Raw genomic sequence first — 17,000 nt, 5'->3', positions numbered from 1 at the left:
CTCGCGGGGTCTGAACGTGTAACTCGGGGGGTCTGGACGTACGACACGCGAGGTCTGGACGTACGACTCGCGCGGGGTCTAGGGGGTGGGGGCGGGGGGAGTGGGAGGGGGAGGGGCGGGAGTGGGGGTGGTGGAGGACTTGGCTGGCTCGACGTTTTTGCTGGCTAGGATGATGCCCTCGAACTCGCGCAGCAGGTCGTCGTAGATCGGCGTGAGTGACACTTGGTAACCCCCATTGGCTGGTTCGTCCCCCGATCGGGCCAATGCAGCCTACTTCGCGGGGGTGGGTGACTTCATGCGGTATTCACGAAGTCGATGTCACTTTGGTCGGCTGGTGGTTGGGCACACTGGTTACCGGTGAGTTGTGTCGGCTGCTCACATGGGCGCTGCACCCCAGGTCACCTAGCGTTTCGGGCCATGACTCGTGTCCCCGGTCACAGCACCGACCTGTCCGGCCGCACCGCCCTGGTCACCGGCGCGGGCAGCGGCATCGGCCGGGCGTGCGCGGTGGCGCTGGCCCGCGCGGGGGCCGAGGTGCACCTGGTCGACCGCGACCGCGACGCCGTGGCGGGGGCCGCCCGCGAGACCGGCGGCACGCAGCACGTGGTCGACCTCGCCGGGCCCGACCTGGACCGGCTGCCCGCCGAGGTCGACGTCCTGGTCAACAACGCGGGCCTCCAGCACGTCGCCCCGGTGCACGAGTTCCCACCCGACCGGTTCGACCTGCTCCAGCGCGTCATGGTCACCGCGCCGTTCCTGCTCGCCCGGCACGTCCTGCCGCACATGTACCGGCACGGCTGGGGCCGGGTGGTCAACATCTCCAGCGTGCACGGCGTGCGCGCCAGCGCCTTCAAGTCCGCCTACGTCGCCGCCAAGCACGGGCTGGAGGGCCTGAGCAAGGTCGTCGCCCTCGAAGGCGCCCCGCACGGCGTCACCAGCAACTGCGTCAGCCCCGGCTACGTGCGCACCCCGCTGGTGGAGAACCAGGTCGCCGACCAGGCCCGCGCCCACGGCATCGAGCCCGACCGCGTGCTGTCCGAGGTGCTGCTCACCCGGCACGCCATCAAGCAGCTCGTCGAACCGGCCGAGGTCGCCTCCGTCGTGCTGTGGCTGTGCGGTCCGCACTCCGGTCGCGTCACCGGCTCCACCTTCACGATCGACGGCGGTTGGACCGCCCAGTGAGCGCCAGGCAAGGCCCCTCCCCAATGAAGTGGTGAGCACCCATGACCCAAGCCGCCCAACCCAAGCGCCCCTTCACCAAGGTCGTCATAGCCAGCCTGATCGGCACGACCGTCGAGTGGTACGACTTCTTCCTGTACGGATCAGCGGCCGCGCTGGTGTTCAACAAGCTGTTCTTCCCGAACTCCGACCCGCTCACCGGCACCCTGCTCGCCTTCACCACCTACGCGATCGGCTTCCTGGCCCGCCCGCTGGGCGGCCTGGTCTTCGGCCACTACGGCGACAAGCTCGGCCGCAAGAAGCTGCTCGTGCTCAGCCTGCTGCTGATGGGCGGCGCGACGTTCGCCATGGGCCTGCTGCCCACCTACGCCGCGATCGGCGTGGCCGCGCCGCTGCTGCTGACGTTCCTGCGCCTGGTGCAGGGCTTCGCCCTCGGCGGCGAGTGGGGCGGCGCGGTGCTCATCGTGTCCGAGCACGGCTCGCCGGAGCGCCGCGGCTTCTGGGCGTCCTGGCCCCAGGCCGGTGTGCCGATGGGCAACCTGCTGGCCACGGCGGTGCTCGCGGTGCTGGCCGCGGTGCAGAGCGACGAGGCGTTCCTGTCCTGGGGCTGGCGGGTGCCCTTCCTGCTGTCCGGCGTGCTCGTGGTGATCGGCCTGTGGATCCGGCTCAGCGTGACCGAGTCCCCGGTGTTCCTGGAGGCGCAGCGCAAGGCCGCCGCCCGCGGCGAGCTGGTCGAGAAGCCCCCGATCGTGGCGGTGGTGAAGCACCACTGGCGCGAGGTGCTGATCGCGATGGGCGCCCGCATGGCGGAGAACGTGTCCTACTACGTGATCACCGCGTTCATCCTGGTCTACCTCACCACGGAGCTGGGGCTGTCCCGGTCGGTGGGCCTGAACGCCGTGCTCATCGGCTCCTTCGTGCACCTGGTGACGATCCCGCTGTGGGGCGCGCTGTCCGACCGCATCGGCCGCCGCACCACCTACCTGATCGGCGCGGTCGGCATCGGGCTGTGGATGTTCGCCTTCTTCGCCCTGCTCGACACGAGGTCGTTCCTGCCGATCACGCTGGCCGTCACGGTCGGCCTGGTCCTGCACGGCGCGATGTACGGCCCGCAGGCGGCGTTCTTCTCCGAGCTGTTCGGCACGGAGGTGCGCTACTCGGGCGCGTCCATCGGCTACCAGCTGGCGTCGATCGCGGCGGGCGCGGTGGCGCCGCTCATCGCCACCGCCCTGCTCAGGGAGTACGACAGCACGTTCCCGATCGTGCTCTACGTGCTGGGCATGTGCGTGCTGACCGTCATCGCCGTGGTGGCGGCCCGGGAGACCCGCGGCAGCTCCCTCAGCCGCACGGGAACCGAGCGCGCTCATGCGAAAGCGTGACGGTGGAAGCATGACGGCATGACCGACGGGGCGGACGCGGTGGAGCACCTGCTGGAGCTGTTCGGGCTGCTGGCGGGCGACGCGGGCAGCGAGCGGCTGGCGGCGGTGCTCCCCGCGGCCCGCGCGGCCGGCCTGCCGGACGCCGAGCTGGACCGCATCGCCCGCGCCACCGGGTGGGCGCTGCGCATCCGCCGCACGCTCACCGCGCACCGCCGCCGCGAGGCCGAGCTGGAGGCCCTGTTCGACACGGCCAACGACCTGGCGGGCGCGCGCGACCCGGACGCGGTGCTGCGGTCGATCGTGCGCCGCGCCCGGCTGCTGCTGGGCGCGGACACCGCCTACCTGAGCATGAACGACGCGGGCGAGCGCGGCACCTACATGCGGGTCACCGACGGGTCGGTCTCCGCGCTGTTCCAGCAGGTCAGGCTCGGTATGGGCGAGGGACTGGGCGGGCTGGTCGCGCAGACCGCCCAGCCCTACGTCACCGCCGACTACTTCGCCGACGACCGCTTCGACCACACCGGTCCCATCGACGCGGCCGTCCGCGACGAGGGGCTGGTCGCGATCCTGGGCGTGCCGCTCAAGCTCGACCGGCGGGTCATCGGCGTGCTCTACGCGGCCAACCGCTCGCCCCGCCGGTTCCCGCCCGACGAGGTGGCGCTGCTGTCCTCGCTGGCCGACCACGCGGCCATCGCCCTGGACACCGCGAACCTGCTGGAGGGCACGCGCGCCGCGGGCGAGGTGATCCGCGCCCACAACGAGGCCCTGCGGCGCGCCGAGGAGGCCCACGACCGGCTCACCGACCTGGTGCTGCGCGGCGCGGACGTGCCCGAGGTGGCCGCCGCCGTGGCGGAGGTGCTCGGCGGCGGCCTCGGGGTGCTCGACAGCGACGGCGCGGAGCTGGCCCGCATCGGCACCGCGCCGGCCCCCGCGCCGCGCGCCGCCGTGCACGCCTCCCGCGCCGGCGGCCGGGCCGTCCCGAGGGAGGGCGCGTGGGTGTGCGCGGTGCTGGCGGGCCGCGAGCTGCTCGGCAGCCTCACCCTGACCGACCGGCCGGACCTGGGCGACGCCGACCGCCGCCTGTTCGAGCGCGCGGGCGTGGTCACCGCCCTGCTGCTGCTCCTGCGCCGCACGGTCGCCGAGGCCGAGAACAAGGTCCGCGGTGAACTCATCAACGACCTGCTGACCAGCGCGGACCTCGACCCGGTCGCGTTGCGCGCCAGGGCCCGCCGGATCGGGGTGGAGCTGGCCGCGCCGCACGTGGTGCTGGTCGCGGACGGCCCGCGCGACCGGCTGCTGCCCGCCGCCGCCCACCACGCGTCGGGCTGCCGCGGCCTGGCGGGCGCGCACGGCGAGCACGTTGTGCTGGTGCTGCCCGGCACGGACCCGGCGTGCTCGGCGCGGGACGCGGCGCGCGTGCTCGGCAAGGCCGTCGGCGCGCTGGTGACCGTGGGGTCCGGGGGACCGGCCGGGGGCCCCGGCCAGGTGGCCGCCGCGCACGCCGAGGCGGTGCGGTGCGTGCGGGCGCTGCTGCGGCTCGACCGGCGCGGCACCGGCGGCACGCTCGCCGACCTGGGGTTCGTCGGCGTGCTGCTGGGCGACCGCGCCGATGTGGCCGGGTACGTGCGCTCGACGTTGGGCCCGCTGCTGGACTACGACGCGAGCCGCGGCACCGAGCTGGTGCGCACGGTGACGGCCTACTTCGCGTGCGGCGCGAACCTCAGCCGCGCCAAGGACGAGCTGCACGTGCACGTGAACACCGTGGTGCAGCGGCTGGACCGGGTGGGCAGCCTGCTCGGCGAGGACTGGCAGTCGCCGGAACGCGTGCTGGAGGTGCAGCTGGCGCTCAAGCTGATGAAGGTGCTCGGCTAGCCGCCGCGGCCCGGGAGGACCGCGGCGGCGTGGCGCGCCGGGTCACCCCAGGGCGCACTCCGTCGAGCTGACCGCGGCCGGGCGGGGGACGGTGGCCGAGGCGGGCGGCCGCTCGCCCGAGAGCCACCCCTCCAGCGCGGCGAACGCGGTGCGGTGGCACGGCGTCAGCGGCCGCACCCGGTCCGGGAACGCGTCGAACAGCGAGTCCACGTGCGTGCCGCCCTCGATCCGGTAGTAGCGGAACAGCGCCCCGCGCCCGGCCCGGCGCACCATGTCCGCGTACACGTCGGACGCCCGGGAGATGGGCAGCAGGACGTCCAGCGTGCCGTGCAGGGTGAGCAGCGGTCGGCCGATGCGCCCGGTGAGCGCGATGCGCTCGACGGCCTCCCGCGCCTGCGGGCGGGCGGCGTAGTCGTAGTCGGCGTCGCAGGCGGGGGTACCGGGCGCGCAGAACGGCGTGCCCGCCTCCCGGTCGCCGTCCCAGCCGGGATCCAGCTCCTCGCGGTAGATCCGCTGGGTCAGGTCCCAGTAGTACGAGTGGTGGAAGTCCCACAGGAACTGGGACTCGGCGGGGAAACCGGCGTCGACGACCTTCGCGTGGTCGCCGGTCCGGTAGCCGGTGAGCGCGGGCGGCAGGAACGTGAGCAGGTTCGGGCCCCGCGCGGACCACAGGGTGCCCTCCCAGTCGACGCCCCCGTCGTACAGCTCGGGGTGGTTCTCCAGCTGCCAGCGCACCAGGTAGCCGCCGTTGGACAGGCCGGTGGCGATGGTCCGCGCCGGCGGCCGGCAGTAGCGCTGCGCCACGACCGCCCTGGCCGCCCTGGTCAGCTGGGTGACCCGGGAGTTCCACTCGGCGATCGCGTCGCCGGGGCGGCGGCCGTCGCGGTGGAAGTCCACGCCGGTGTTGCCCTTGTCGGTGGCCGCGAAGGCGTAGCCGCGGGCCAGCACGAAATCGCTGATGGCGCGGTCGTTGGCGTACTGCTCGCGGACGCCGGGGGAGCCGGTGACGACGAGGCCGCCGTTCCAGCGCTCGGGCAGGCGGATGACGAACTGCGAGTCGTGCGCCCAGCCGTGGTTGGTGTTGCCGGTGGAGGTGTCGGGGAAGTAGCCGTCGAGCTGGGCGCCCGCCACGGGGGTGGGCGCGGGGAGGTCGGCCGGGGTGAGCCCGGCCCAGTCGGCGGGGTCGGTGCGCCCGCCCGCGGTGGACAGGTCGTCCAGGCGGGTCAGCTCCTGGCGCTCGGCGCCGGGGACGCGCAGGGGACCGCACCCCGTCGCGTGCGCGGGGACCGCCTGCACCGTGGTGGCGAGGAGCGCTGCGATCAGCGGAACGGCGATGGTCACCCGAGGCACCGTAAGGCGGTTCACGGTGCGCGGTAATGGTTCGCACCGCCATGCTGCGGTCTCCCGCTGTGGTGAGAGCCGCCACCCGGGTGGGGTGGGTGCGGTGACGGCGAGTCAGAACGGTCCGCGTCACCGTTGTGGGTCACGCCCGAGCGGCTGATGCCGGCGGTGCACTTCGGTCCGAAGCCGGTTGTGCTGGGCCGGGATGGGGCGCACAAGCGTCCTGAGTGGGCTTCTGTCGCACGATCGTGGCGTTTTGGGCGTGCCGGTCGGGGTAGCTGACTTGACGCAGTGAAGTTCGCACCTCCAGGTGATTTACGTTCACCCGGCGTGAGGTGTCTGCTTCCGGGGTGACAGAGCAACGGCGCTCGAAGCGCACAGACCAGGAGTGGGACCTGATCCAGCGCATCCAGAACCTCGTCAGGCGGGCTGAGCGCACCGCGTACGACCACTCCAACCTCGTGGGACCGCCACCCTCCCAGCAGCACCTGGACATCCTGGCGGAGATCCGCGTGCTCACCGAGCAGGCGGTGGCGCAGCGGATGCCGAGATCGGCCAAGGTGCCCCGCCAGGCCGAGCCGGTCCACAACCCGAAGGTGACCGCACCGCTCAACTAGGTCGCCGCGGGCTGGGGAGGCTCCCCAGCCCGCACCGAACCCCGTGCCGGGGTGCCTCGCGAGTCCCGCCCGCAGCGGGCTCGCCGGGTCGGTCCACCGGCCGCGGGACCGGGAAGTGGGAAGCGGGAAGGCTGGGCCGGGGAAGTGGGAGGCGGGAGGCGAGATCGGGTAAGCAGGAGGCGCGAGCCCCGCGGCGGTGTGCCCACCGCGGAACCCGCGCCCTGTCGGTTCCCGCGCCTGTCAGTCCCGTGCCCTGTCGGTTCCCGCGCCGCCCCTCAGCGGCGGCGGACCATCTTCACCAGGCTCTTGAACGTCTCCTCCAGCCCGGACGAGAACGGGTTGTCGTTGACCAGGTAGGTCCACGTCGTGTTCGGCCGGTGCACACCCGCCGCCTCCAGGTGCGCCCCCTCCTCGTCGATCTCGACCTTGGCGAAGGTCTCCTCCGCCTCCTCCCACGCGTCCGGCACGATCTTGTGGTAGGCCGGGATCGCCTCGCGGTGGAACTCGTCCAGCGGGTTCTGCCGGGCCAGCGCCCGCAGGTGGATGCCCTCCCGCAGGTCGGTCAGGAACACCAGGTGGTCGCTCCACCGCTGGTCGAGGTGGTGCAGCGCGATCAGCCGCGCCGCCTTCACCTTGATCTCCTCGTCCAGCTCCGCCAGCTCCTCGGCGCGCTCCGGGCCGCGCTTGGCCAGCTCGTGCCACGCGGCGTCGGTGCGCAGCAGGTTGTCCCGGAACTCCAGGACCAGCTGGCGCTGGTGCTCGATCAGCTTGTTGTACCGCCACGTGTTGCGGTGGATCTCCAGGTGCACGCCCTCGGCCACGCGCTGGCCGTGCTCCACGGTGTGCAGCGTGCCCTCGTCGGCCACCCGGCCGTCCTCGGCCACCTCGGCGGGCTCCTCGTGGTCGGGCACGTACTGCGTGACCAGTTCGTCCTGGAGGGAGGAGAAGAACACCGAGCCGCCCGGGTCGCCCTGCCGGCCGGCGCGGCCGCGCAGCTGGTCGTCCAGCCGGCTGCTGGAGTGCCGCCCGGTGCCGATGACGTACAGGCCGCCCAGCTCGGCGATGCGCTCGTGGTCGGTCGAGTCGTGCCCGCCCAGCCGGATGTCGGTGCCGCGGCCCGCCATCTGGGTCGACACGGTGATCCGCTCGAACGAGCCCGCGTCGGCGATGATCGCCGCCTCCTCGGCGTCGTTCTTGGCGTTGAGGACCACGCACTCCAGACCGGCCTCGGACAGCTTGCGGGACAGCCGCTCGGACTCGGCCACGTCCAGCGTGCCGACGAGGATCGGGCGGCCCGTGGTGTGGACCTCCTCGATCTCCGCGACGATCGCCGCTTCCTTCTGCTCCACCGTCGCGTACAGGCGGGGCGCCTCGTCCTCGCGGATCGTCGGCACGTTCGGCGGGATGACCAGCACTTCCAGCTGGTAGAAGTCGCGCAGCTGCTCGGCCACGGCCACCGCGGTGCCGGTCATGCCGCACACCGTCGGGTAGCGGTTGAGCAGGGCCTGGACGGTGATGGAGTCCAGCACCTCGCCCGCGTCCGTGGTCGCCACGTTCTCCTTGGCCTCGACCGCCGCCTGGAGGCCGTCGGGCCAGCGCTGGAGCTTCGCGATCCGGCCGCGGGTGTCGTTGATCAGGTGCACCTTGCCGTCGCGGACGATGTAGTCCACGTCGCGGTGCAGCAGGACCTGCGCGTGCAGGGCCACGTTGACCTTGGACAGCGTGGTGGAGACGTGCTCGTCGGAGTACAGGTCGATGCCGCCGAGGGCGCGCTCGACCAGCTCGCTGCCCGCGCCGGTCAGGTAGACGTTGCGCTCCTCGTCGTCGATCTCGAAGTGCAGGTCGCGGCGCAGGCGCTTGACCAGGTCGGCCAGCGCCGGGTCGACCGCCGGGCCGGCCGTGGAGCCCGCCAGCACCAGCGGCACGCGCGCCTCGTCGACCAGCACCGAGTCGGCCTCGTCGACCAGCGCGACGCGTGGCTGGGGCACGACCAGGTCGGCCACGTCGGTGGCCAGCCGGTCGCGCAGCACGTCGAAGCCGATCTCGCTGACCGAGGCGTAGGTGACCTCGGCCTGGTAGGCGGCGCGGCGCTCCTCGGGCTTGGAGCTCTGGTCGATCCAGCCGACGCTCACGCCCAGCAGCCGGTAGAGCGGACCCATCCACTCGGCGTCGCGCTGGGCGAGGTAGTCGTTGACCGAGACGACGTGCACGTGGTCGCCGCGCAGCGCGAAGCCGGCGGCGGCGATGGCGCCGGAGAGCGTCTTGCCCTCACCCGTCGCCATCTCCACGACGTGCCCTTCGAGCAGCCCGAGCGCGCCGAGGACCTGCACGTCGAACGGCCGCAGGCCCAGTGCCCGGTCCGCGGCCTCGCGCCCGAGCGCGCAGACCTCGACCAGCTCGGGACGGCCGAACTCGGACTTCCCGCGCAGCTCGGCGGCCGCCGCGGTCAACTCCTCGTCGCTCAGCTCTTTCACGCGCGCCGCCCGCTCGTTCACCTCGTCGAGGAGCTTGCGGTAGGGCGTGAGGTCGGCGGAGCCGGGCTTCTGCGCGAACCGGCGCAGCCGCTGCTTGAACCGTCCCAGGAGAGTGGTCACGGCACGGCAACGTACGGCAAGCGCGCAACGTTCCGCACGTCACCCGGTTGACCGTTCACTCGGGTGAGCTGCGTTGATCTTGGTCCGGTTGGGCGCACAGGCATCACCGAACGGACCCGTCCGGCCTGCGAACGACCCGCCACGGCGGTGCGGTGATCGTCGACGGACGTCCCCCGGCACACCGCACCCGGGTGCGCACCGCGACCGGGGGGCGCCCCCGTGCGAGGACACCCCTCCGCGCGCCCTCGTTCAGGCTTCGACCCCGGGCCGGTGCGTTTCCGGCAACCCCAGCACCGAGGCCAACGTCACCAGCCCCATCACCAGCAGGAACGCCGACACCGACAGGGAGGTCCCGGTCGCCACCAGCAGCGCCGTCATGATGAACGGCGTCCCACCGCTCACCAGGATCGACGCCAGCTGGTACGCCAGCGACGCCCCCGAGTACCGCACGTGCGGCTCGAACAGCTCCGCCAGGTACGCCGCCACCGGCCCGTACACCAGGCTCGACCCGATCCCCGACACCGTCAGCGCCACGAACAGCATCCCCAGCGACGCCGTGTCGACCAGCCAGAAGTAGGGGAACGCCCACACCACCATCGCCACCGCCCCGACCACGATCAGCGGCCGCCGGCCGTGGCGGTCCGACCAGCGCCCGGCCAGCAGGATCACCGGCACGGACAGCAGCGACGACAGCAGCGTCACCACCAGCACCGGGTTGCGCGCCAGCCCCAGCTCCCGGGTCGCGTAGTCGAGCACGCCGGCGATGCTCACGTAGAACACCGCGTTCGACGCGAACATCAGCCCCGCCCCCAGCAGCACCGGCCGCCGGTGGGTGCGCAGCACCTCCGACAGCGGCGCGACCGGCGCCTCCCCGCGCCGCTCCTTGATCTCCCGGAACACCGGGCTGTCCTCGACCTTCAGCTGGATGAACAGCACCACCGGGAACAGCAGCGCGCTCGCCAGGAACGGCACCCGCCACCCCCACGAGGCGAACGACGCGGCCGGCAGCAGGGCCCCGGTCAGCAGGAACGACACGTTGCCCAGGATGACCCCCAGCGGCACCCCGGCCTGCCCGAACGTCCCGGCGAACCCCCGCCGCCCGGGTCCGGCGCTCTCGGTCAGCAGCAGCACCACCCCGCCCCACTGCCCGCCGACCGCGATGCCCTGGAGGAACCGCAGCGCCACCAGCAGCACGGGCGCCGCCACGCCGATGGACGCGCTGGTCGGCAGCAGCCCGATCAGGAACGTCGCGCCCGCCATCAGCGCCAGGCACGTCACCAGCGCGGGCTTGCGGCCGTACCGGTCGCCGACGTGCCCGAACACCAGCCCGCCGAGCGGCCGGGCGACGAAGCCGGCCCAGAACGTGCTGAACGACAGCAGCAGCCCGACCAGCGGCGTCGCCCCCGGGAAGAACAGCTTCGGGAACACCAGCGCGGCGGCGGTGGCGTAGATGAAGAAGTCGTACCACTCCAGCGAGGAGCCGACGAGCCCGGCGGCCATGAGCTTGCGCAGCGTGCGGCGCTGGTCGGGCGGGGCGGTCGTGACCATGGTTTTCCCTTCACCAGGTGTCCAGGAACGGACGCTTCTTGCCGGTACGGGCGGGCCTGGGCCCGCAGGTGAGCTGCGAGGTGACCCAGTGCCGGGTGTCGGCCGGGTCGATGACGTCGTCGATCTCGAACGCGGAGGCCACGTTGAGCGCCTTGCCGTGCTCGTGGGCGGCGGCGACCATCGCCTCGAACGCCTCGCGGCGCTGCTCCGGGTCGTCGATGGCGTCCAGCTCCCGCCGGTAGCCCAGGCGCACCGCGCCCTCCAGCCCCATCGGGCCGAACTCGCCGCTGGGCCACGCCACGGCGAACCGGGGCGCCTTGAGGCTGCCCGCCGCCATCGCCTGCGCGCCCAGCCCGTACGCCTTGCGCAGCGCCACGAACCCGAACGGCACGTCCAGGTTCGCGCCCGCCACGAGCAGCCGGGTCAGGTGCCGCACGGTGGCCGTGCGCTCGGCGTCCGGTCCGACCATGAACCCCGGCGTGTCGCACAGCGACAGCACCGGCAGGTCGAACGCGTCGCACAGCCGCAGGAACCGGGCGGCCTTGTCCGCCGCGTCGGAGTCGATGGCGCCGCCCAGCACCGCCGGGTCGTTGGCGAGGATCCCCAGCGGCTCGCCCTCGACGCGCGCCAGGGCGGTGACGACCCCGCGCCCGAACGACGGCCGCAGCTCCAGCACGGACCCGGTGTCCGCCAGCGCCTCCACCACGGTCCGCACGTCGTAGGCGCGCACCCGGTTTTCCGGCACGGCGTGCCGCAGCACCCGCTGGTCGGCGCACTCCCACGCCCCCACCGGCCCCCGGAAGTACGACAGGTACTTCCGCGCCACCGCGACGGCCTCGGCGTCGTCGGCCACCAGCACGTCGACCACGCCGTTGGGCACCTGCACGTCGACCGGCCCGACCTCCTCGGGCCGGAACACGCCGAGGCCGCCGCCCTCGATCATGGCCGGCCCGCCCATGCCGATGGTGGCGTCGCGGGTCGCGATGACCACGTCGCAGGTGCCCAGCAGCACCGCGTTGCCCGCGAAGCACCGCCCCGAGGCCACGCCCACCAGCGGCACCAGCCCGGACAGCCTGGCGAACAGGTGGAACGCCGCGCAGTCCAGCCTGCTGACGCCGCCGTGGTCGGTGTCGCCCGGACGCCCGCCGCCGCCCTCGGCGAACAGCACCACGGGCAGCCCCTGGCGCCCGGCCAGCTCGAACATCCGGTCCTTCTTGGCGTGGTTGCGGATGCCCTGCGTGCCGGCGAGCACCGTGTAGTCGTAGGACAGGGCCACGACCCGCTCGCCGTTCACCCGCCCGACGCCCGCCACCAGCCCGTCCGCGGGGGTGCGCTCGACCAGTTCGTCCAGCGACCGCCGCCCGCGCTGCGCGGCGATGGCCAGCCCGCCGTACTCGACGAAGTCGGCGCACAGGTCGGCGATGTTCTCCCGGGCCGTGCGCCGCCCGGCCGCGTGCCGCCGCGCCTCCGCCCCGGGCCGGGCGAAGTCGTGCCGCGCCAACGCCTCCGCCAGGTCCGGGCGCACCTCGTCCAGGTCGACCTCGACGGCCTTCTCCTCGACCGCCACGTCCACGCCCTCGGCCAGCAGCGCGCCCTCGGCGACGGTGTCCCCGACCGACACCAGCACGCGCCCGTCCCCGACCGGCACGACGTGCTGCATCTTCATCGCCTCGACGACGACCGCGCCGTCCTCGACGGCCACCACCGTGCCCCGCACGGGAGCGCGCGCCCCGGTGTCCTCGCGCGGCAGCGAGTCCACCAGGCCGGTGGTCGCCCGCCACACGTCCGGGTGGTCCAGGAGCCCGCGCAGGAACGGGAGGTTGGTCCTCGCCCCGTCCACGGTGAACTCGTCCAGCGCCCGCCGCGCCCGCTTGAGCAGCGTGCCCGGGTCGTCGGCGTGCACCACGACCTTGGCCAGCAGCGGGTCGAAGCCCAGGCCCGCGCGGTAGCCGGTCGACGCGTGCGTGTCCACCCGCACGCCCGGTCCGGTCGGCGGGACGAACACCGACAGCCGGCCGGTCGAGGTCAGGCTCACCCGCAGCTGCGCCGCCCAGCCGCGCGGGGTGTGCGCCAGGTCCGGTTCGACCTCGGTGGCCAGCAGCAGCTGGGCGCGCACCAGGTCCAGGCCGGTGACCTGCTCGGTGACCGTGTGCTCGACCTGGAGCCGGGGGTTGGCCTCCAGGAACGCGAACCGCCCGTCCGGCGGGACCAGGAACTCCACCGTGCCCAGGCCGGTGTAGCGGACGGCGCGGGCGATCGCGGCCGCCGCGCCGTGCAGCGCCGCCCGCAGGTCGGGGGACAGGTGCGGCGCGGGCGCGATCTCGACCAGCTTCTGGTGCCGGGACTGGAGCGAGCAGTCGCGGTCCCCGAGCACGGTGGTGCCGACCAGCTGCACCTCGACGTGCCGGGCGGGCTCCACCAGCTCCTCGACGTACACCGCGTCGTCGCCGAACGCCGCCAGCGCCTCGGACCGGCACCGCCGCACGGCGGCCGCGAGGTCCGCGAGGTGCCGTACCACCCGTATGCCCTTGCCGCCGCCACCCGCCGCGGCCTTGACCACCACGGCGCCGTGCGCGCGGAAGAACTCCTCGAACCCGTCCTCGGCGCCCGCCAGGACCGGCACGCCCACCCCGGCGGCCAGCTCGCGCGCCCGTCGCTTGTCGCCGAGCAGCTCCAGCACCTCGGGCGGCGGCCCGACGAAGGTCAGCCCGGCCTCGGCGCACCGCCGCGCGAAGCGCGCGTCCTCGGCCAGGAACCCGTAGCCGGGGTGCACCAGGTCGCACCCGCCCGCGGCGGCGAGCACCGCGTCCACGTCCAGGTAGGACCGCGCGTCGGGCAGCCGCACCGCGCGGTCGGCGAATCGGGCGTGCGCGTCGTCGGCGTCGGTGACGAGCGCGACCGAGCCCCACCCCAGGTCGGCGGCGGCGCGCAGGACGCGGACGGCGACCTCCCCCCGGTTGGCGACGAGCAGCGTGGGCACGACAACCTCCTGAGCGACCGCTTAGTATGTGACGCCGGTCGCATACTGGCACCTGGCTTGGCGTTCGTCCAGGGGCAACCGATTCACCCGGCGACGCGTCATTACGACATTCGGGTCCCAGGGCGTGATCGCCGGAGCTGTTCAGGAGGCACCACCGTGGTTTTCAAGAGGATGTTGCGCGCGTTCGGGGTCGGCGGTCCCACGGTCGACACGGTGCTGACCAACCCGAACGTCCGGCCGGGTGAGGTGCTGACCGGCGAGGTCCGCATCGCCGGCGGCGACCACGCCGTCGACATCGACCACGTCAAGCTGTCGCTGGTCACCAAGGTCGAGGTGGAGAGCGGCGACAACGAGTACCGCCGCGACGTCGAGTTCGCCCAGGTCGTCGTCGGGCGGGGCATCGGCGTCGGACCCGGTCAGAACCTGTCGCTGCCCTTCCGGTTCCCGGTGCCGCTGGAGACGCCGCTGACCGTGGTCCACGGGCAGGTCCTGCACGGGATGACCATGGGCCTGCGCACCGAGCTGGAGGTCCGCGGCGCGGTCGACCCCGGCGACCTCGACCTGTTCAACGTGCACCCCATCCGCTCGCAGGAGCACGTGCTCAACGCGTTCGGCGCGCTCGGCTTCCGCTTCCAGCGGGCCGACTCCGAGCAGGGGCGCATCCACGGCGTGCCGCAGCAGCTGCCGTTCTACCAGGAGATCGAGTTCCTGCCCCCGCAGCAGTTCCTGGCCAAGATCAGCCAGCTGGAGCTGACCTTCGTCACCGACCCGCACCACCTGTACGTGGTGCTGGAGGCCGACCGCCGCGGCGGCCTGCTGCGCGCGGGCGGCGACACGTTCGGGCACTTCGCGATGTCCCACGACGAGGTGCTGCGCTCCGACTGGGCGGCGCTGCTGCACCAGTGGATGGAGAAGGTGGCGGGCCGGCGCTCCTTCGGCGGTTACGGCCTGTAGGGCGGTCATCCCGGAGGTTCACCGAGTCGGGTGAATCGAACTCGGTGACGTGGGTTGAGCGAGCGGCCGCCGGGGTGTTCGGTGGGAGGATGGACGTCGGGGCCCCGGTGGTGCGCGGGCCCCGACGAGGTGGACGGACCGCGGGAGGCGTCATGGGCATCGGCGGTGTGATCAGCGCCCTGGTGGTGGGGCTCGTCATCGGGCTGCTCGGCAAGCTCGTCGCGCCGGGCAGGCAGGCCATCCCGCTGTGGCTGACCCTTGTGGTCGGCATCGTGGCCGCGTTCCTGGGCACGTTCGTGGCCAGGGCGTTCGGCGTCGAGGACACGCGGGGCATCGACTGGATCGAGATCATCGTGCAGGTGCTCATCGCGGCGGTCGGCGTGAGCCTCGTGGCCGGCTTCTACGGCAAGAGGTCGGTCCGCTAGCGCGCCGACCGGCGGATCGGACCGGTTCGGACAGGTTCTGACCGGACCGGATTGGGCCGGTTCGCCGGCCGGCGAACCGGCCCGAGCACGTCGAGGGGTCCCCCGCGCAGGGGGACCCCTGCTTTCACGTTACCGGCGGGGTACGACAATTCCCGGATGGCCGATGAGTCGTCAGCCGAGTCGAGGGGCATCCTCGACGGCTTCGGCGCCTACCGCACCGCCCGTCCCGACCACCACCGCGACCTGCTCGCGCGCGGTCTGGTCGTGCTCGACACCGACACCCTGCTCAGCCTCTACCGCTGCACCCCGCAGGCCCGGTCCGACCTCCTGGGCGCCCTCCGGCGCACCCGCGGCCGGCTGTGGGTGCCGCACCAGGTGCTGGCCGACTTCTGGTGCCGCCGCGAGGCGGCCCTGAGCGAGGCGGAGCAGGTGACCGCGCGGGCCGCGAGGGCGCTGCGCAAGGCCGAGGAGCAGGCGGTGCGCGGCCTGCGGTCCTGGGCGGACCGGGTGTCGCTCGGGCCCGAGGAGCTGCCGGTGCTGGAGCGGGTCCTCCGGGACGCCCACGAGCACGTGGTGGCGCGCCTGACCGAGGCCACCCGCCAGGAGGCGGCGGTGGACACCGAGGAGGACCCGGTGGTCGCCGACCTCGACGGGCTGCTCTTCGGCCGCGTCGGCGACCCGCTGCCCCCGGAGGAGCACCGCGCGGCGCTGACGGAGGCCGCCGGGCGCGACCGCGACCGGGTCCCGCCCGGCGGGGAGGGCGACTACCTGGTGTGGCGGCAGGTCCTCGCGGAGGCCGCGCGCCGCGGGCGGGACGTCCTGCTCGTCACCGGCGAGGCCGCCGAGGGCTGGTGGCGCCTCGACGAGCACGGCAACGCCCGGGGACCCCGGCCCGAGCTGTACGAGGAGCTGCGCGAGGTGGCCGGGGTGCGGCTGTTCACCATGCGGCCGGACGCCTTCCTGCGGCACGCGCACGAGCTGCTCGGCCCGGTGGTGCGGGAGGAGTCGGTCGACGACGTCGAGCGCGCGCTCCGGCAGGCGAACACCTCGGCGCTCCAGGTGCTCGCGTTCAACTTCGTCGAGGTGTTCCTGACCCGCGACCTCATCCCGGACTACCACTCCGGCGACGGCCACGTGGTCCTGCGGGCCGGGGACGCGGGCGGTCGGCGGCGGGCGTTCCTGGTCGACCCGCCGTTCGCGGAGCCGAACGCCTCGGTGAAGTGGGTGGCCCGGCTGGTGCGCACGCACACCGAGACCGGGGGCGACGACGTGGTGGTGTTCCCGGACCGGCCCGGTGACCGGGTGCTCGACGGCCTGGCGAACCTGGGCATCCCGGTGATGTGGCCGGTGGGGGACCACTGGGCGGGCTCGGACCCGGCCCGGGAGCGGGGCTGGGTGACGACCTGAGCGACCGGGCCGAGCGACCGGGCCGAGCGCCCCACCCGGGCACCCGGGCCGGGCGGTGCGCTTCAGCGCGCGGTCTCGGCGCCGACCATCCGCAGCACCAGGTCGGCGTACAGGTCCCCGATCCGCGCCGGCGTCCGCCCCCGGTCCGGGTGGAACCACCGGGCCACGTCGATGCACAGCGACAGCACCGCCAGCGTCGCGCCCCGCACGTCGGGCACGTCGAACACCCCCGCCGCCACGCCGGCCTCGACCATGTCCCGCACCGCGCCCTCGATGCGCCGCCGCACCTCGACGACCTCGGCCAGGTGCTCGGGCGTCAACGCGCTCAGCTCGTACTGCACCACCCGCGCGGTCACGTGGTACTCCGCGTGCCACGACGCGAACGCCCGCACCGCCGACGCCAGCCGCGTCGCGGGGTCGTCCCCGGCGACCGAGGTCAGCAGCGCCAGCGAGGTGGTGTGCCCGATCCGGGAGATCTGGAACAGCAGTTCCTCTTTGGACCGGTAGTGGATGTAGACGGCGGCGGGCGACATGCCGGCCTGCGCCGCGATGTCCCGGGTGGTGGTGGCGTGGTACCCGCGCACCGAGAACGCGGCGGCGGCCGCGATGAGCATCCGGCGCGCGGCCGGCGGGGTCACCGACGACCAGGTCGCATCCAGCCGGTCGAACTCGTCGCGCCTTGACACGAGCACGGACGATACCGC

Annotated in this window: 12 protein-coding genes; 7 read left to right on the top strand and 5 right to left on the bottom strand. The window is 73.5% G+C overall.

Going from position 1 to position 17,000, the window contains the following annotated elements; all coding sequences use genetic code 11:
* Positions 1-417 precede the first annotated feature (417 nt).
* From ACFP3R_RS30470 to ACFP3R_RS30460, 3 genes are read left to right on the top strand one after another with little or no spacing between them, the layout of a single operon-like run.
* Entirely contained in the window at positions 418-1,182 is a 765-nt protein-coding gene (locus ACFP3R_RS30470) for a 3-hydroxybutyrate dehydrogenase (RefSeq protein WP_380640997.1), read from the top strand.
* 41 nt (positions 1,183-1,223) lie between these two features.
* On the top strand, positions 1,224-2,558 hold the full coding sequence (locus ACFP3R_RS30465) for an MFS transporter (RefSeq protein WP_380640995.1): 1,335 nt from the start codon (positions 1,224-1,226) through the stop codon (positions 2,556-2,558).
* Positions 2,559-2,576: 18 nt separating this feature from the next.
* Complete coding sequence (locus ACFP3R_RS30460) at positions 2,577-4,430, top strand: helix-turn-helix domain-containing protein (RefSeq protein WP_380640993.1); 1,854 nt, start codon at positions 2,577-2,579, stop codon at positions 4,428-4,430.
* 42 nt (positions 4,431-4,472) lie between these two features.
* Here ACFP3R_RS30460 and ACFP3R_RS30455 read toward each other — a convergent pair whose 3' ends face one another.
* Positions 4,473-5,780, bottom strand: a complete 1,308-nt coding sequence (locus ACFP3R_RS30455; protein ID WP_380640991.1) for an alpha/beta hydrolase family protein — start codon at positions 5,778-5,780, stop codon at positions 4,473-4,475.
* Between the two features lie 341 nt (positions 5,781-6,121).
* Here ACFP3R_RS30455 and ACFP3R_RS30450 point away from each other — a divergent pair, with 341 nt between their 5' ends.
* Positions 6,122-6,388, top strand: a complete 267-nt coding sequence (locus ACFP3R_RS30450) for a hypothetical protein (RefSeq protein WP_380640989.1) — start codon at positions 6,122-6,124, stop codon at positions 6,386-6,388.
* 275 nt (positions 6,389-6,663) lie between these two features.
* Here the strand turns inward: ACFP3R_RS30450 and secA2 are convergent, their stop codons facing one another.
* The 3 genes from secA2 to ACFP3R_RS30435 all read right to left on the bottom strand — a co-directional run bounded on the left by secA2 (position 6,664) and on the right by ACFP3R_RS30435 (position 13,510).
* Complete coding sequence (gene secA2 / locus ACFP3R_RS30445) at positions 6,664-8,982, bottom strand: accessory Sec system translocase SecA2 (RefSeq protein ID WP_380640987.1); 2,319 nt, start codon at positions 8,980-8,982, stop codon at positions 6,664-6,666.
* 249 nt (positions 8,983-9,231) lie between these two features.
* Positions 9,232-10,530: an MFS transporter gene (locus tag ACFP3R_RS30440; RefSeq protein ID WP_380640985.1), complete on the bottom strand. Its 1,299-nt coding sequence runs from the start codon at positions 10,528-10,530 to the stop codon at positions 9,232-9,234.
* A gap of 10 nt (positions 10,531-10,540) precedes the next feature.
* Complete coding sequence (locus tag ACFP3R_RS30435) at positions 10,541-13,510, bottom strand: acetyl-CoA carboxylase family protein (RefSeq protein ID WP_380640983.1); 2,970 nt, start codon at positions 13,508-13,510, stop codon at positions 10,541-10,543.
* 156 nt (positions 13,511-13,666) lie between these two features.
* Between ACFP3R_RS30435 and ACFP3R_RS30430 the strand changes: the two genes are divergently transcribed.
* The 3 genes from ACFP3R_RS30430 (at position 13,667) to ACFP3R_RS30420 (ending at position 16,296) form a co-directional block, all read left to right on the top strand.
* Positions 13,667-14,464 carry a sporulation protein gene (locus tag ACFP3R_RS30430; protein WP_380640981.1) on the top strand — a complete coding sequence of 266 codons (798 nt, stop codon included), beginning with the start codon at positions 13,667-13,669 and terminating at the stop codon, positions 14,462-14,464.
* 152 nt (positions 14,465-14,616) lie between these two features.
* On the top strand, positions 14,617-14,889 hold the full coding sequence (locus tag ACFP3R_RS30425; RefSeq protein ID WP_380640979.1) for a GlsB/YeaQ/YmgE family stress response membrane protein: 273 nt from the start codon (positions 14,617-14,619) through the stop codon (positions 14,887-14,889).
* Positions 14,890-15,045: 156 nt separating this feature from the next.
* Positions 15,046-16,296, top strand: coding sequence for a PIN-like domain-containing protein (locus tag ACFP3R_RS30420; RefSeq protein WP_380640977.1), 1,251 nt, complete (start codon positions 15,046-15,048; stop codon positions 16,294-16,296).
* Between the two features lie 62 nt (positions 16,297-16,358).
* Here the strand turns inward: ACFP3R_RS30420 and ACFP3R_RS30415 are convergent, their stop codons facing one another.
* Positions 16,359-16,910, bottom strand: coding sequence for a TetR/AcrR family transcriptional regulator (locus ACFP3R_RS30415; RefSeq protein ID WP_465270003.1), 552 nt, complete (start codon positions 16,908-16,910; stop codon positions 16,359-16,361).
* Positions 16,911-17,000: the final 90 nt, after the last annotated feature.

Origin of the sequence: Saccharothrix lopnurensis, assembly GCF_042658445.1 — a bacterium.
GTDB lineage: Bacteria > Actinomycetota > Actinomycetes > Mycobacteriales > Pseudonocardiaceae > Actinosynnema > Actinosynnema lopnurensis.
This window is presented reverse-complemented; position numbering and strand designations above follow the sequence as displayed.

Excerpts from the sequence above, each read along its gene's own strand:
- ACFP3R_RS30465 (WP_380640995.1), top strand. The coding sequence starts at position 1,224 with ATGACCCAAGCCGCCCAACCCAAGCGCCCCTTCACCAAGGTCGTCATA.
- ACFP3R_RS30460 (WP_380640993.1), top strand. The coding sequence starts at position 2,577 with ATGACCGACGGGGCGGACGCGGTGGAGCACCTGCTGGAGCTGTTCGGG.
- ACFP3R_RS30440 (WP_380640985.1), bottom strand. The coding sequence starts at position 10,530 with ATGGTCACGACCGCCCCGCCCGACCAGCGCCGCACGCTGCGCAAGCTC.
- ACFP3R_RS30415 (WP_465270003.1), bottom strand. The coding sequence starts at position 16,910 with ATGCTCATCGCGGCCGCCGCCGCGTTCTCGGTGCGCGGGTACCACGCC.
- ACFP3R_RS30470 (WP_380640997.1), top strand. The coding sequence starts at position 418 with ATGACTCGTGTCCCCGGTCACAGCACCGACCTGTCCGGCCGCACCGCC.
- ACFP3R_RS30425 (WP_380640979.1), top strand. The coding sequence starts at position 14,617 with ATGGGCATCGGCGGTGTGATCAGCGCCCTGGTGGTGGGGCTCGTCATC.
- ACFP3R_RS30420 (WP_380640977.1), top strand. The coding sequence starts at position 15,046 with ATGGCCGATGAGTCGTCAGCCGAGTCGAGGGGCATCCTCGACGGCTTC.